General features: G+C 61.5%; 16 protein-coding genes. 8 read left to right on the top strand and 8 right to left on the bottom strand.

Annotated features, from left to right (window positions below):
* The first annotated feature begins 54 nt into the window (after nt 1-54).
* The 4 genes from GVN17_RS00855 (at nt 55) to GVN17_RS00840 (ending at nt 4,652) form a co-directional block, all read left to right on the top strand.
* Complete coding sequence (locus GVN17_RS00855; protein ID WP_166593336.1) at nt 55-2,379, top strand: FimV/HubP family polar landmark protein; 2,325 nt, start codon at nt 55-57, stop codon at nt 2,377-2,379.
* 3 nt (nt 2,380-2,382) lie between these two features.
* Nucleotides 2,383-2,682, top strand: coding sequence for a SelT/SelW/SelH family protein (locus tag GVN17_RS00850; RefSeq protein ID WP_166593335.1), 300 nt, complete (start codon nt 2,383-2,385; stop codon nt 2,680-2,682).
* 3 nt (nt 2,683-2,685) lie between these two features.
* Nucleotides 2,686-3,585 carry a bestrophin family protein gene (locus GVN17_RS00845; RefSeq protein WP_166593334.1) on the top strand — a complete coding sequence of 300 codons (900 nt, stop codon included), beginning with the start codon at nt 2,686-2,688 and terminating at the stop codon, nt 3,583-3,585.
* A gap of 251 nt (nt 3,586-3,836) precedes the next feature.
* Complete coding sequence (locus GVN17_RS00840) at nt 3,837-4,652, top strand: UDP-2,3-diacylglucosamine diphosphatase (RefSeq protein ID WP_166593333.1); 816 nt, start codon at nt 3,837-3,839, stop codon at nt 4,650-4,652.
* A 14-nt stretch (nt 4,653-4,666) separates the two neighbouring features.
* Here GVN17_RS00840 and GVN17_RS00835 read toward each other — a convergent pair whose 3' ends face one another.
* Complete coding sequence (locus GVN17_RS00835; protein WP_166593332.1) at nt 4,667-4,978, bottom strand: DUF962 domain-containing protein; 312 nt, start codon at nt 4,976-4,978, stop codon at nt 4,667-4,669.
* A gap of 135 nt (nt 4,979-5,113) precedes the next feature.
* Between GVN17_RS00835 and GVN17_RS00830 the strand changes: the two genes are divergently transcribed.
* Nucleotides 5,114-6,121, top strand: a complete 1,008-nt coding sequence (locus tag GVN17_RS00830) for an AraC family transcriptional regulator (RefSeq protein ID WP_166593331.1) — start codon at nt 5,114-5,116, stop codon at nt 6,119-6,121.
* Nucleotides 6,122-6,238: 117 nt separating this feature from the next.
* Here the strand turns inward: GVN17_RS00830 and GVN17_RS00825 are convergent, their stop codons facing one another.
* Nucleotides 6,239-7,693, bottom strand: coding sequence for a TrkH family potassium uptake protein (locus GVN17_RS00825; RefSeq protein ID WP_166593330.1), 1,455 nt, complete (start codon nt 7,691-7,693; stop codon nt 6,239-6,241).
* A gap of 175 nt (nt 7,694-7,868) precedes the next feature.
* On the opposite strand from GVN17_RS00825, the gene GVN17_RS00820 reads away from it, so the two are divergent.
* A complete protein-coding gene (locus GVN17_RS00820; RefSeq protein WP_166593329.1) occupies nt 7,869-8,429 on the top strand; it encodes a nitroreductase family protein in 561 nt (186 codons plus the stop codon).
* A gap of 240 nt (nt 8,430-8,669) precedes the next feature.
* Here the strand turns inward: GVN17_RS00820 and GVN17_RS00815 are convergent, their stop codons facing one another.
* The 6 genes from GVN17_RS00815 to GVN17_RS00790 all read right to left on the bottom strand — a co-directional run bounded on the left by GVN17_RS00815 (nt 8,670) and on the right by GVN17_RS00790 (nt 13,020).
* Nucleotides 8,670-9,998, bottom strand: a complete 1,329-nt coding sequence (locus GVN17_RS00815; RefSeq protein WP_166593328.1) for a HAMP domain-containing sensor histidine kinase — start codon at nt 9,996-9,998, stop codon at nt 8,670-8,672.
* Between the two features lie 95 nt (nt 9,999-10,093).
* Complete coding sequence (locus GVN17_RS00810; RefSeq protein ID WP_166593327.1) at nt 10,094-10,540, bottom strand: LTXXQ domain protein; 447 nt, start codon at nt 10,538-10,540, stop codon at nt 10,094-10,096.
* Between the two features lie 235 nt (nt 10,541-10,775).
* Nucleotides 10,776-11,453: a response regulator transcription factor gene (locus tag GVN17_RS00805; protein WP_166593326.1), complete on the bottom strand. Its 678-nt coding sequence runs from the start codon at nt 11,451-11,453 to the stop codon at nt 10,776-10,778.
* 7 nt (nt 11,454-11,460) lie between these two features.
* Entirely contained in the window at nt 11,461-11,880 is a 420-nt protein-coding gene (locus GVN17_RS00800) for a translation initiation factor 2 (RefSeq protein ID WP_166593325.1), read from the bottom strand.
* Between the two features lie 230 nt (nt 11,881-12,110).
* Nucleotides 12,111-12,410, bottom strand: coding sequence for a YciI family protein (locus GVN17_RS00795; RefSeq protein ID WP_166593324.1), 300 nt, complete (start codon nt 12,408-12,410; stop codon nt 12,111-12,113).
* 1 nt (nt 12,411) lies between these two features.
* Entirely contained in the window at nt 12,412-13,020 is a 609-nt protein-coding gene (locus tag GVN17_RS00790) for a septation protein A (protein WP_166593323.1), read from the bottom strand.
* A 65-nt stretch (nt 13,021-13,085) separates the two neighbouring features.
* Between GVN17_RS00790 and GVN17_RS00785 the strand changes: the two genes are divergently transcribed.
* Together GVN17_RS00785 and GVN17_RS00780 are read left to right on the top strand one after the other, a co-directional pair.
* Nucleotides 13,086-13,946 carry a PHP domain-containing protein gene (locus tag GVN17_RS00785; RefSeq protein WP_166593322.1) on the top strand — a complete coding sequence of 287 codons (861 nt, stop codon included), beginning with the start codon at nt 13,086-13,088 and terminating at the stop codon, nt 13,944-13,946.
* Nucleotides 13,947-13,959: 13 nt separating this feature from the next.
* On the top strand, nt 13,960-14,592 hold the full coding sequence (locus GVN17_RS00780; RefSeq protein ID WP_166593321.1) for an L-threonylcarbamoyladenylate synthase: 633 nt from the start codon (nt 13,960-13,962) through the stop codon (nt 14,590-14,592).
* Nucleotides 14,593-14,705 lie beyond the last annotated feature (113 nt).

Here is a 14,705-nt window from a genome sequence, read left to right as displayed (position 1 = left end):
ACATGGTGTCCGCACAACGAAATTTGCAGGGAAGCCTGCCTCATAAGGGTTCGCATGCTGAAGAGTTTTCAGGCCGGTAGTCGGCGCGGGAGTTACGGATCATTTCGCGTTCAGTCGGGTCTTCGCACGGGGTTGCTGACGCTGGCAATCGCCTCTGCGACCATGCTGCACAGCGCCACGGCCGCTGCATTGGGCCTGGGCGATATCACGCTGCATTCCGCGCAGGGTCAGCCCTTTAACGCGGACATTGAGCTGATCGAGGCGGGTGGCCTGAGCCCTGAAGAAATCGTGGTCACCCTGGCCTCGACTGAAGCGTTCGCCAAGGCGGGCGTGGAGCGGGTGTTCTTCCTCAATGACCTGCATTTCACCCCGGTGATCCGAGGCAATCGTGCCATCGTCCATGTGGAGTCACGCAAGGCTGTCACCGAGCCCTATCTGGATTTCGTCGTGCGCCTGTCACGCCCCAACGGCGATCAGTTCCACGAATACACCGTGCTGCTGGACCCTCCGAACTCTCCCGCTGGCCTGGCTGCCACGCGCAGCCGTACCAACTCGCCTGCGACGGCTGCTAAAACGGATGCGTCGCGCCTGCCCGTTGCCCCGCCGAAAGCGGTGCAGGGCAAGCATTACACCGTGGTGTCCGGTGACACCCTGGCCGGTATCGCGCGGCAGATTCAGGCGCCGGGCAGCAAAGCGTCCAGTGCCGAGCTGATCGTTGCCCTTCAAGCGCTCAATCCCCAGGCGTTCCCTCAAGGCACCCGCAGCCAGTTGAAAGTCGGCCAGAGCCTGCTGCTCCCCGACAACGCCGCCGAACCCAAGGTAGCTGCGCCAGCAGGTACAGCGACTGCCGCAGCTCCGGCGGCGAACGCGCCAACCTCCGTTTCGGTGTCCGCGCCAAACGCACCCGCCGTGAAGCAGAGCGCAGGCGAGCAGTTGACCGCCACCGCCATGGAAAACCAGCAACTGGCCAAGACGGTCGAGGACCTGAAAACCCAGGTTGCGCAGGTCTCGGAAGACGACGCGGCAAAAAACAAACAGATCATTGAATTGCAGACCCAACTGGCCGAAATGAAGGCGCTGGCGGCCAGACCCGTGCCACCGCCTGCGCCCGTTGCCACTGCGCCGGTGCAGAAAACCGAACCGGCGGCGACACCCGCTCCAGCCCCGGCGCCCGCTCCCGCTCCGGTGGTCGAGGACGATGAGCTGCCGTGGACGACGATTCTGGCTGGCCTGTTGCTGCTGGTGCTGTTGTTGGCGCTGGGTTGGTCGGTGCGCCGCAATCGGCTCAAGAATCGGCTGGTCGAGTCAGGGGCTCAGCCGGGAGCAGGGCCTGAGCCTGTCGAACCGATCATCAAACCTGCACAGGGAACCGTCACCCCGGTGTTTGAAGTGCCTGCGGTCACGCCACGTCCAGCGGCCACAACGGCCACCACCCCGGCTGCGTCGGGCGGCCAGCGGCTGGCCGGTGCGGCGACGGATGCCCTCGACGGCGCCAGCATTTACATCGCCTATGGCCGTTTTGCCGAGGCTCAGGCCATTCTCCGCGAAGCCCTTGATCGGCAGCCGCAACGCACCGACGTGCGCCTGCGCATCCTGGAGTTGCTTGGCGAGCAAGGCGACCTGGCCGGGTTCGACGAAGAAGAAAAGATCTTGTTGAACCAGGGCATCGAGCCTCAGAAGTTGCAGGAAATTCGCGCCCGTTATCCGAAACTCAAACCGGCCGTGGCGCCTGTCTCTGTCGAGAAAACCTCATCGGTCGTACCGGCCGTGGCGGGGGCGGCGGTGGTCGCAGCGGCTGCCGCTGCCGCAGTCAATCTTGAAAAAGCGCCTGCGCAGTTGGACGAAAATGCGGCTGCAGCGCTCAATCCCGAACCGGTCGACGACTTCCAGCTCAACCTGGACGACTTGTCCATGGACGCCGATTGGGACCTGGTCGATCCCTTCGACAGCGCCCCGGCCCCGCGCAAACCTGCGCCGGATGCCGAGCCCGAGTTGGACCCCTTGTTCGCCTCGGACCTCAAGCAGCTGCCGGAAGTCTTCGAAATGCCGGAGGAGCAGTTCCTCAGCGACTTTGCCGAAGAGGATGGGTCGCCAGACATGGAGCTGCACTTCGAGACCGAATCCGAGCCCGAATCGGTGGCGCAGAGCAACAGCGATTTGATGGACGACGCCTTTCTCGACAGTTTCATGACCGACGACACCGAGTTCGATCTGATGGACATCGAGGAAGAAGCGCCGCTGAGCAAGATCAACGAAGCTCAGGTGTTGATCGACGAGGGCAGCATCGACGAAGCGCGGCGCCTGCTGGAAGAGGTCATCGCCGAGTCCGATGACGGTCCGCAACAGACAGCCCGCGATTTGTTGGCGGGGCTGGGCTGACTCATGGGCGACAAGGCTGAAATCACCATCACCTACTGCACGCAATGCCAATGGCTGTTGCGTGCGGCGTGGCTGGCGCAGGAGCTGCTCAGCACCTTCGGCGACGATCTGGGCGAGGTCTCGCTGGTGCCGGGAACGGGCGGAGTGTTTCGCATCACCTGCGATGATGTGCAGATTTGGGAGCGCAAGACTGACGGCGGTTTTCCCGAAGCCAAGGTACTGAAGCAGCGTGTTCGCGACCGGATCGACCCGGATCGCGACCTTGGACACAATGACCGCAGTGCCACGCCACCCCCGGATTGATCCATGATTGTTCGACCGCATCCCAATCTGCGGAGCGTTCTTCTGACGCTCAAAGGTTCGATTGCCCGGCGCATTGCCTCCCGAGCGGCGCTGGTGACGTTTCTGGCGGCCGGCATCGTGCTGATCGAGAGCCTGCACCCGGACTATTTTGCGAAAGTCAGCGCCACGCCGTTCACCTTGCTCGGCCTGTCGCTGTCGATCTTCATGAGCTTTCGCAACAACGCCTGTTACGACCGCTGGTACGAGGCGCGCAAGGCGTGGGGAGACGTGATCACCGAAACCCGCTCCATCATTCGGGAAACCCAAGTGCTCAAGGACGACGCGCTACGGGGCAGCATCCTGCGAGACCTGTGCGGCTTTGCCCACGCCCTCTGTGCGACGTTGCGCCGTCAGGATGTCGAGAAGGTCACGCAACACTGGCTGAGCCGCCCGCCGTCGGTGGACAGCGCAAATTATTGCGACCGCATCCTGCGCGAGGTCGGCCGGCAATGCTCGGACGCCAGTGAAAACGGTGAGATCAACGAGTGGCGCTACACCTTGCTGGCCAATCACCTGAGCGTGCTCAGTCGCGTCATCGCTACCTGCGACCGCATCAAGACCACGCCGCTGCCGTTTCCGTACACCTTGCTGCTGCACCGTACGATTTACCTGTTCTGCATTCTGCTGCCCTTCGCCATGGCCGAGCCGTTGGGCTGGATGACCCCGCTGTTCATGGCCATCGTCAGCTACACCTTCTTCGGCCTGGACGCCATCGGCAACGAACTGGAAGACCCGTTCGGCTACGACGAAAACGACCTGCCGCTGGACGCGCTGGTTCGGGTCGTCGAGCGCGATGTCCTCGATGCCTTGGGCGTGACGCCCCTGCCGCCGATGCTGGAACCGGTGGATTACGTGTTGACGTGACCGTGCAGGCAAGGCCGTAACGTCGGTCGGATGGGGTCTTTGTGGGAGCGAATTCATTCGCGAGAGGCCGTTACATCCGATGGAGATGCGTCGTTTGGAAAACCGATTCGCGAATGAATTCGCTCCTACAGGTGTCTTGCGGCGTGCCCGGAGCGCGGCACTGTAGCCGCTGTCATCAAATTTCAATCTGCTCGTCATGTTCATTTCACCCACTCGGTCCACCCTTGTGAAAACCCGAGTGGAGGCTATCCATGAGCATTGCCGAGAACGTGAAACCCAGTCGTAAGCAGCGTGTCCGGACCTTGTGGATTTCTGATGTACACCTGGGAACCCGGGATTGTCAGGCCGAACACCTGTCCGCGTTCCTCAAACAGTATCAGGCCGACAGGATTTATCTGGTCGGCGATATTATCGACGGCTGGAAACTGCGCGGCGGCATGTATTGGCCTCAGGCGCATACCAACGTTATCCGCCGCCTGCTGACCATGAGCAAGCGCGGCACCGAGGTAATCTACGTCACCGGCAACCACGATGAATTCCTGCGCCGTTACTCGAAGCTGATCCTCGGCAATATCCAGTTGGTGGACGAGGCCGAACACGTCACCGCCGATGGCCGTCGTCTGCTGGTGATCCACGGCGACCAGTTCGACGTCATCACTCGCTATCACCGCTGGCTGGCATTTCTTGGCGACTCGGCCTACGAGTTCACCCTGACCCTCAACCGCTGGCTCAATCACTGGCGCGCCAAGTACGGCAAAGGCTATTGGTCGTTGTCGGCGTACCTGAAGCACAAGGTCAAGACGGCGGTGAACTTCATCAGCGATTTCGAAGAAGCCATCGCCCACGAGTGCGTAAAGCGCGGGTTGGACGGGGTGGTGTGCGGCCACATTCACCACGCGGAAATCCGTCAGGTGGGCGGGGTGGAATACCTCAACTGCGGCGACTGGGTTGAATCCTGCACGGCGCTGATCGAGCACTGGGACGGCACCATCGAGCTGTTCCGCCTGGCCGACGCGCACGTCAAGGCCAAAAGCCTGGACGCCCAGCCGGCGGCCGAAACCGTTTAAGGGGCGCTCGATGTTTAAAACGGCACCCTGCCGATCAGCATGTCTTTGTACATCACGAAATCGCCCAGCAAGCTGTAGAACGGATGCTTGAACGTGGCCGGGCGATTCTTCTCGAAAAAGAAATGACCGACCCAGGCAAAGGTGTAACCCGCCAACGGCAGCACCCACAGCAGCAGCCAACTGGCGCTCAACAGGGCGGTCGCCAGAATCAGCAGCACCAGCGTCGTGCCGATGAAGTGCAGACGGCGGCACGTGCTGTCCCTGTGCTCTTGCAGGTAATACGGGTAAAAGTCGGCGAACCCCTCAAACGTCTTGACGTTATCCACTGCGGTCTTCTCTTGTCGATTTAATGCTCTCAGTCTAGACCAGCACTCCGGACAGTCAGTGACAATGGGTGCCAACGTAGTATCCTTCCGCTATCAGTCGCAGGGGGCGGCTGGTCTGGAAGTAGAAGTGCAGCCATGGAAAAAACGACTTCTTCAAGCTGGGCGATGGGGATCGTCAAGTCGCTCGAAATGGACGGTCTGGACTGTCGCGCCTTGTTCACCGAACTGGGGCTGGTGTACGCCGATCTCGAAAACCCGGACGCGCGTTTCCCGCAGGATTCCATGACCCGGCTCTGGACACGGGCCGTCGAGCTGTCTGGCAATCCTGCGGTGGGCCTGAACATGGCCCGAGTGGTGCGGCCTGCGTCCTTCAGCGTCGCCGGTTATGCCTTGATGTCGAGTCGCACCCTGAAAGAGGGGTTCGAGCGGCTGGTGAAGTATCAGCGCATCATTGCCGACAGCGCCGACCTGAGTTTCAAACTCCTGCCGGAAGGCTACGCGCTGATTTTGACGGTGCATGGCGACCTGCTGCCGCCAACGCGGCAAAGTGCCGAGGCCTCACTGGCCTTTGCCCTCGCGTTTTGTGGGTGGTTGACCGGACGTCCGCTGCACCCCCGCCAAGTGCTGATCCAGGGCGACCAGCCGAAAAACGTCGAGCCCTACAAGAAATTCTTCCATGCGCCCCTGGCCTTCAACGCGCCGTACGATGCGCTGGTGTTCGAGCGGGCAGACATGGAAGCGCCATTGCCCACCGCCGACGAGGCCATGGCCAAGCTGCACGATCGCTTTGCCGGGGAGTTTCTGGCCCGCTTCGCCAGCAACCGTGTCACCCATCAGGCGCGGCAAGTGCTGTGCCGGCTGCTGCCGCAAGGCGAGCCGAAACGCGAGGCCGTGGCGCAAAGCCTGCATCTGTCCCAGCGCACGTTGCAACGGCGTTTGCAGGAAGAGGGCACCAGTTTTCAGACCCTGCTGGATGACACCCGTCGAGAGTTGTCCGAGCAGTATCTGGCTCAACCGCAGATGACCCTGCTGGAGATCGCGTATCTGCTGGGGTTTGCCGATCCGAGCAACTTCTTCCGGGCGTTCCGGCGTTGGTTCGATGAAACGCCGGGGGAGTATCGGATCAGGAAGTCCATCGCCTGACGGCCGATGTTTTGTAGGAGTGAGCTTGCTCGCGATCGCGGTGCGTCAGTCACAGATGCCGTGAGCGGGCGGACGCAATCGCGAGCAAGCTCACTCCTGCAGGGGCCAATCGAGGCTTCAATGCCGCCAAAACGCGGGAACGCACAGCACCAGCACAGTGATGATTTCCAGCCGCCCCAGCAGCATCCCCAACGACAAGATCCATTTCGCCGCATCCGGCAGGGTCGCGAAGTTGCCCGCCGGGCCGATGGTTTCGCCCAGCCCCGGACCCACGCCCGACACGGTACTCGCCGCGCCCGTCAACGCGGTCATCCAGTCCAGCCCCAGCAACGACAGCAGCAATGCGATCAGGCAGATGGTGAACGTAAAGAAAAACGAGAATGTCAGGATCGACCGCACGATTTCTTCGTCCAGGCGATGGCCGTTGTACTTTTGCTTGATCACCGCCCGAGGATGAATCAGTTGATTGAGGTTGGCCTTGAGCAGGATGTAGGCGACCTGAAACCGGAACACCTTCACGCCACCCGCTGTCGAGCCCGAGCAGCCGCCGATGAAGCCGATGTAGAAGAAAAACATCAGCGAAAAATTGCCCCACAGGCTGTAGTCGCCCAGCGCGAAACCCGTGGTGGTGATCACCGACGTGACGTTCAACGCCACATGGCGCAGGGCGTCGTACCACGGCAGGTCGGTGGTGGCCCAATACCAGAGCGTCATCACCAGCCAAGTCACCAGCAGCAGACCGATGAAACCTCGTACTTGCTCATCCTTGATCAACGCCTTGCGGTGCCCGCGCAACGTCGCGACGTACAGGGTGAAGGGCAGGCTGCCGAGGATCATCATCACGATCGCCACCCAGTGCACGGAGGGTTGTGGCCATTTGGCGAGGGACAGGTCGGAGGTGGAAAAACCGCCTGTGGAAATCGCCGACATCGAATGGTTGATCGCGTCGAACAGGCTCATGCCCGCCCACCAGAACGCGAGGCTGCCGATTACGGTGAAGCCGACGTACACCAGCACGATGAACTTGGCGACCATGTGCGAGCGCGGCATGACTTTTTCGGAACGGTCCGACGACTCGGTCTGAAACAGCCGCATGCCACCGATGCGCAGCAAGGGCAGAATCGCCACCGCCATCCCGATGAAGCCGATGCCCCCGAGCCAGTGCAGCAGCGAGCGCCAGATCAGAATCCCCGGCGACATGGTGTCCAGCCCGCTCAGCACCGTAGAGCCGGTGGCCGTGATGCCGGACATGCTCTCAAAAAACGAATCGGTGTAGCTGATGTGCTGGGTCAACAGAAACGGCAGCGCCGCAAATATGCAGACAACCACCCAACTGCTGACGGTGAGCAGGTACATGTCCCGTGGACGCAAGTGCACGTGTTCGGGCCGCCCCTGGCCCACGAGCGCCAACCCGGCGATAAAGGTGATCATGCTCGACCAGAGAAACGAGGGCATGTCGCGGGTTCGGTCGAAGATCACCAGCGTCACCATGGGCACGACCATGGCAATGGCCAGGGTGATGAGGAAGATGCCGATAATGAAGCCGATGATGCGGAGGGTCGGCAACGCCATGCAGTCGCTCTGATCTGTGAAGGAGGAGGCCGCACATTCTACCCGGCAGTCGAATCGTGTAAACCGAGGGCTTTTCCGAGTGTCGTGTAAGTAATTGCTACTGTCATTCGTTATTGAAGTTCAAGAACGTGTTTGCGGCACTACAATGCCCCATCAATTTTCAGGAGACGACTCAATGGAAGCGCTCGACGTATTGCTCAATCGCGTGTCTGTTCCCCGGCTGGTCGAGCCAGCCCCGGACGCTGCACAGCGCGAGATTCTCTTCGGCGCGGCCCTGCGGGCACCTGACCATGGCGGCTTGCGCCCCTATCGTTTTCTGACCGTGGAAGGTGACGCACGCAATCGCATGGGCGAGCTGCTGGCTCAGTCGCTGCTTGAAAGCGATGGCGAGGCGGATGAAAAGGCGCTGGACAAAGCGCGTCTCGGCCCATTGCGTGCGCCACTGGTGGTCGTGGTGATCGCCAAGCTGACCGATCACTACAAGGTGCCCAAGAAAGAACAGGTGATCACCGCAGGCTGCGCGGCCCATGGCGTGCTGCTGGCAGCGTATGCGTTGGGTGTGGGCGCGGTCTGGCGCACGGGCGAGCTCTCGTATTCGGCGCACGTGGCGAAAGGATTGGGTCTGGCAGCGGATGAAGAGGTGGTCGCGTTTCTGTACCTCGGCACCCCGCTGAATCCGCCACGGGAAGCAGCCAAGCCGGACGTGGCGGAGTTTGTCACGGCGTGGCAGGGCTAACGTTGAGGTCGTAGCAGACGGGATGCGTTTCTGTGGGAGCGAATTCATTCGCGAGAGGTCTGGGCATCCGATACATCTTCGTCGGCTGTACCACCGCATCGCGAATGAATTCGCTCCCACAGGGTGAACTGCCCCCCAAAAAAGTTGGAGACCAATCCAACCCTTGGGGGGGGCAGTTCAGGGGGGAAGGGCAGTTCTTGAAATCGCGACAGCCGGCAAGCCGTGCTACAGAGACCGAGGTCAGACTGCCAGCTCTTTTGGCACCACAATGCTCGCCACAAATCCGCCCTGCGGGTGATTCTCGAACACCAGAACCCCGCCATGCTTTTCCGCAGCGCGTTTGGCGATGGCCAGGCCCAGGCCATAGCCCGGCGCAGTCTGGTTCGGCGCCCGGTAGAACGGCTCGCCCAACTGCGACAGGTGCTCGGCGCTCACCCCTGGCCCGTGGTCGCGCACGCTGATACGCAATCCTTCTTCGGAGGTCCGTGCGCTCAGCTCGATGGGCTGTCCCGCCGGGTTGAAGCGCAGGGCGTTGCGCAAAAGGTTATCCAGCGCCCGTTCCAGCACGTTGGGCCAGCCTTGCAACTGCGCCCCCGGTTGCGATTCCACCGTCACCACTTGCTCGGTGCCGCTTAGCTCGGTTTCGGCTTTCAGGTGATGCAACAGCCCCGGCAGATCGATTGGCGCAGCGTTACCCATGTCAGCGTCCAGTCGTGCCAGCGCCAGAATCTCGCTGATCAATTCTTCCAGCCGATCGCATTCGCGGGTCAATCGTGGCCACAGCTTTTCCCGTTCATCCGGTCCGGCGCGCTCGGCGAGGGCCAGGGCGATGCGAAGGCGTGCGAGCGGGGAGCGCAGTTCGTGGGAAACGTCGCGCAACAACTGACGCTGGCTGCTGATCAGGCTTTGCAGGCGTGCGCCCATGCGGTTGAAATCGTGGGCAAGCACGCCGAATTCATCGCGACGGTTGGCCAGTTGCGCGAGGCTGTTCTGTTGGTACGTCGTCTGTCCCAAGTCATGCACGGCACCGCGCAAACGGCTCAAGGGGCGGGTGATCGACAGCGTGACGAACAGGCTGAACAGGGTCAGCACCACCAACGCGATACCCAGCGCACTGAGCGGCCAGATCAGGCTGCCTCGATGCCACGCGTCCAATTCGGGATGCGGGATACGGTAGATCAGCAGGTAGGTTTCGCTGGTTTTCGGGCTGGTGTATTCAGCGGTCAGGCGGCGCCATGGCAATTGCCGTGGATCGTCCTTCTGACGGGCTTCGAAGGCCGCTGCACGGGGAGGGAAGGTGCCGGGGATCACCGCTTCGCCACTGTCGTTCAGCACCTGAACGTCGATGTGGTACTTGCGCTTGAGGTTTTGCAGAAAGTCCTGCGCCGGGCCTTCGCCCTGGTCTTCGTACAGTGTCGTCCATTTCTCCGGCAGGTTGTGCAGGCCGGGGTGGCGGCTGAGAATCCAGGCGTCCTGATTGAGCATGTGCCCCAGCAGGATCGACAGACCCGCCACCAACGCGATCGCGAGCCAGAAGCTCGCCAGGATTCGCCAGAATAATGAACGCACGTGTAGCCCTCGGTCCGATCCCGCAATGAAAACAGCCCGACACGCCGGGGAGAGCGTGTCGGGTTGGGGAGTGTAAAGCAGCGCCGCGGTGCGGGTTACTGCGTCTTCTGCGCCTTTTGCGCTTTCCAGGCTTCGAACTCGGCGCGATCAGCGCGACGTTGTTCGCGATCTTTCTGCATTTGGTCAAACGTCTTTTGCTGGTCCGGGGTCAGCAGGGCGCGAACGTCGGCCTGGGTTTTTGCCTGTTTGGCCGCGATCTCATCCTTCATCGCTTTCTGGTCGGCGGGCGACAGCTTGGCCAGGTACTTGTGGGTGATGTCGGAACGGCTGTGCCATTGATCGCCCATCAGTTTGCCGACTTGCTGACGCTGTTCCGGGGTCAGGTTCAGTTTATCGAACGGGCCTTTGTGGTGGTGCATGCCAGGACCGTCAAAGCCTGGACCGCCAGGGCCACCCATGTGACCGCCGTCGGTAGGCGCAGCAGCCATCGCAACGGCAGGCAGGGCAGCGGCGAACATCAAAGCCATCAGAGTCTTACGCATGGTGTATCTCCTTGTCTCGAATCCGGCTCTGTGCCGGTTGTGGCCAGTTTAGGGAGATCAAGGTCAAGCGAGGTCAGGCGTGCGTAAAGCTTCGGTAAAGGCGGCGCGCCGAGCTGTTGACGTAAAGTCATGATTGGGTGGGCGCCGCCAGCTTCAAGTTGCGAGCTGCAAGCCTCAAGCTGTCCGCGCACGGCTCTTGCTTGCAGCTTGCAGCCTAAAACTCGCAGCTCTCCCGTCAGGGAGCGTAGTAATAACCGCGGCTGCGCAACGCCACGATTCGCGGTCTGCCGTCGGCATGGGGCCCGATCTTTTTGCGCAGGTTGCTGACGTGCATGTCCAGGCTGCGGTCGTAGAGGGTCAACTTGCGGCCCAGGGCCAGTTGCGCGAGTTCCTGTTTCTCCAGCGGCTCGCCCGGTTGGCCGAGCAGCGCTTCGAGCAGGCGCGCTTCGGACACGGTCAGGGTGAATTCCTGGTCGTCGATGGTGACCACGCCCCGGGCCGGGCTGAAGCACAGGTCGCCCAGCTCGATCTGGCTAGACACCGCCGTCGGGTGACTGCGGCGCAACACGGCGCGCAGGCGGGCGGTGAGCTCACGGGGATCGCAGGGCTTGGCCAGGTAATCGTCGGCACCGAGTTCCAGACCGAGGATGCGGTCCAGCGGCTCGCCGCGGGCCGAGAGCATCAGCACAGGAAGGTCGGGGTGATCGGTGCGCAATTGCTTGAGCAACTCCAGACCGCTGCCATCGGGCAGCATCACGTCCAGCACCACGGCGGCAGGGGAAGATTCGGCGAGCGCCTTGCGGGCGCTCTGGCCATCGTGGCACGCGTGCACCACGAAGCCTTCCTGGCTCAACCAACTGCTCAGGAGCTCACACAGCTCCTGGTCATCATCAATAAGTAACAGCTCGCTCATGACTCACTCAATTTAGCCATTGCCGACGCTGTCTACGCCAGCCGCTGGCAAAGATACCGCACAGCAGGGCGATCATTGCAACGCCGCCCCCTGTGACGAACCATTGTTGTTGCTCGGTCAGTACGCGCGCAGGCATGACCGACTGCGCTTCTTTGAGCTGCAGTTTAAGCCTTTGGTTCTCCTGACGCAGACGTCCGACCAGAATACTTTCACGTTCAGTGTCGGCATTCTGCAATTGGCGGGTCAACGCTTCCCGTTGTTTTTCGCTGTCGGCCAGACGCTGACGCAGGTCGGTCAGCTGACTTGCTGTGCTGGGCAAGGGCAGCGTCTGGCTGACGGCATCGTTCGTATCGTCGGCGCGAATTTCGACGCTGATCGCTGAAACGGTCAGCGCGACCGCCAGTACACACCATTGACGTGGACGCATCTGAACTCCTGATTGTTCGGGCGGCACCTGATGACTGCGCCGGTTTTATTGGGCGTTTGGCAGGCTATCGGCATCGGGATGCGAATAATGAGCAATAGGAGTGAAGGTGGGAGGCGGGTGGCGAGGTATGTGCATCTGCCGAATGGTCGGCTGGCTCGGGCATTTGATTCTGGCCGAAGGGTGTATGAACGCGACCGGGCATCCGAGAGCGGCCCGGTCGTAAAGCGAGGTTAAGGCAGGACTTGCTTGAACGGCTTGACCACGACGTGGTCGTAAACACCCGCCTTAATGTACGGATCGGCATCGGCCCAGGCTTGGGCGGCACTGAGGGAGGCGAATTCGGCGACGATCAGGCTACCGGTGAAACCCGCAGCGCCGGGATCGTTGCTGTCGACCGCAGGCAGCGGCCCTGCCAGCACGATGCGGCCTTCGTTTTTCAGCGCGGTCAGGCGCTCCAGATGCGCAGGGCGCGCTTCGAGGCGTTTTTCCAGCGAGTTGGCGACGTCCGTTGCGACGATGGCGTAGAGCATGTCAGTCCTCTGTCTTTTTTGTGGAGGGTTGGGTCGATGGGTCTGCATCGTGAAGATGACGGGCCAGGTAGATGCCCTGGCCGATCAGGAACAGCAGGGTCATGCCCAGGCTGCCGAAGACTTTGAAATCGACCCAGAAATCCTGATACGTAAACGCGACGTACAAATTCGCTGCGCCGCAGAACAGAAAGAACACGATCCACGCGATATTCAGTTTGGTCCAGACTGACTGAGGCAAGGTCAGCGCGTGGCCCATGATCCGCTGGATCAGCAAACGGTCACCGATGAAGTGGCTGCCCGCGAAGACCAGCGCAAAGATCCAGTTGACCACCGGGGCCTTCCATTTAAGGAAGGTTTCGCTGTGGAAGGCGAGGGTCAGGCTGCCGAACACCAGGCACCCGGCGAGGGTCAACCATTGGCTCTTCTCAAGCTTGCCTTGCTGGATGTAGAGGATGCCGTAGACGACGATGGAGCTGGCGATCAGCACGGCGGTGGCGCTGAAAATCCCGCCGACCATGATGCTGTGGCCCAGGATGTCGACGGCTTGGGGACTGATTTTGTAGACGATGAAAAACAGGATAAGCGGGATGAAATCGATGAATTGTTTCACAGTAAGAGCCAGAAGCTGGATGTGGCGGCATAATAACAAACATCAATGACTGCGAAAGCGCCCCTATGAATGTCGACCTGCACTGCCACAGTACCGCTTCCGACGGCGCCCTAGCGCCTGCGGCACTCGTCGCCCGTGCCCATGAGAACGGCGTCCGGGTGCTCGCGCTGACCGATCACGACACCATCGAAGGCCTCGAAGAAGCCCGCACGGCGGCGCGTGCACTCGATATGCAGTTGATCAACGGCATCGAGCTGTCCTGCACCTGGGGCGGTGCCACCATCCATATTCTCGGGTACGGCTTTAATGTCGATGCCCGGCCTTTGCTCGACGCTATTGAGCAATTGCACACTGGCCGCTGGTTGCGCGCTGAAGAAATCAGTCGCAAATTGGCGATGAAAGGTATGCCCGGCGCGCTGGAAGGCGCCCGTGCGGTGCAGCAAGCACTGGGTGACAGCGGCAATGCACCGGCCCGTCCGCATTTTGCCGACTTTCTGGTCAATGAAGGTTTCGTGAAGGATCGCGCCGAAGCGTTCCGCAAATGGCTGGGCGCTGGCAAGCTGGGCGACGTCAAACAGCACTGGCCCACCCTCGAAGACACCGTCGCGACGTTGCGCGCAGCGGGCGCGTGGGTCAGTCTGGCGCACCCGTGGCATTACGACTTTACCCGCAGCAAGCGTCGCAAACTGGTCGCCGATTTCATCCAGGCGGGCGGTCATGCGATAGAAGTGGTCAACGGCCTGCAACCCGCCGAACATGTGGGCAGCCTGGCCATTCTGGCCCGTGAATTCGGTCTGCTGGTCAGCGCCGGCAGTGATTTTCATGCGCCTGGCGCCTGGTCCGAGATAGGCGTCTACCGCCCGTTGCCGGAGGATCTGCCGCCACTATGGGGACGATTCAAATATGACCAGCCTACTGCCGTCTGAACAGGAAGATACCGTGAGTCAATTTTTCCAGGTCCACCCGGAAAACCCGCAACCGCGCCTGATCAAACAGGCCGTGGAAATCATTCGGGCCGGCGGGCTGGTGGTGTATCCGACCGATTCGTCCTACGCGCTGGGTTGCCAGATGGGCGACAAAGGCGCGCTGGACCGCATTCGACGTCTGCGTAATCTGGACGACAAGCACAACTTCACCCTGATGTGCTGCGACCTGTCGCAACTGGGGCTGTTCGCCAAGGTGGACACCGCTGCGTTCCGGCTGTTGAAAGCCCACACCCCCGGCCCGTACACGTTCATCCTCGGCGCGACCCGCGAAGTGCCGCGCCTGTTGCTGCACCCCAAGCGCCGCACCATCGGCCTGCGCGTGCCGCAGCACCCCATTGCGCAGGCGCTGTTGCAGGAGCTCAACGAGCCGTTGATGAGCGTCAGCCTGATCATGCCGGGTGAAGACCTGCCAATGAGCGATCCCTACGAGATGCGCCAGGTCCTCGAACACCACGTCGATCTGATTATCGACGGCGGCGAGGGCGGCATTTCGGCGTCCACGGTCATCAACCTGTCCGAGGACGAGCCGCAGGTCGTGCGCGTGGGCTGTGGCGATCCGACGCCGTTCGAGGTCGAAGTCGAGTGACCGACGCCCAGACGTTGGACCCGCAGGCCGACGCCCAGCAGGAGCTGCCGTTTGCGATGGTCTATGGGCAAGCGGTCACGCAGATGCCGCTCGACCTCTACATTCCCCCTGAT

The organism is Pseudomonas sp. SLFW (genome assembly GCF_009905615.1).
Lineage (GTDB): Bacteria > Pseudomonadota > Gammaproteobacteria > Pseudomonadales > Pseudomonadaceae > Aquipseudomonas > Aquipseudomonas bambusae.
Note: the sequence above shows the minus strand (reverse complement) of the source record. Positions and strands in the feature narration are given on the sequence as shown.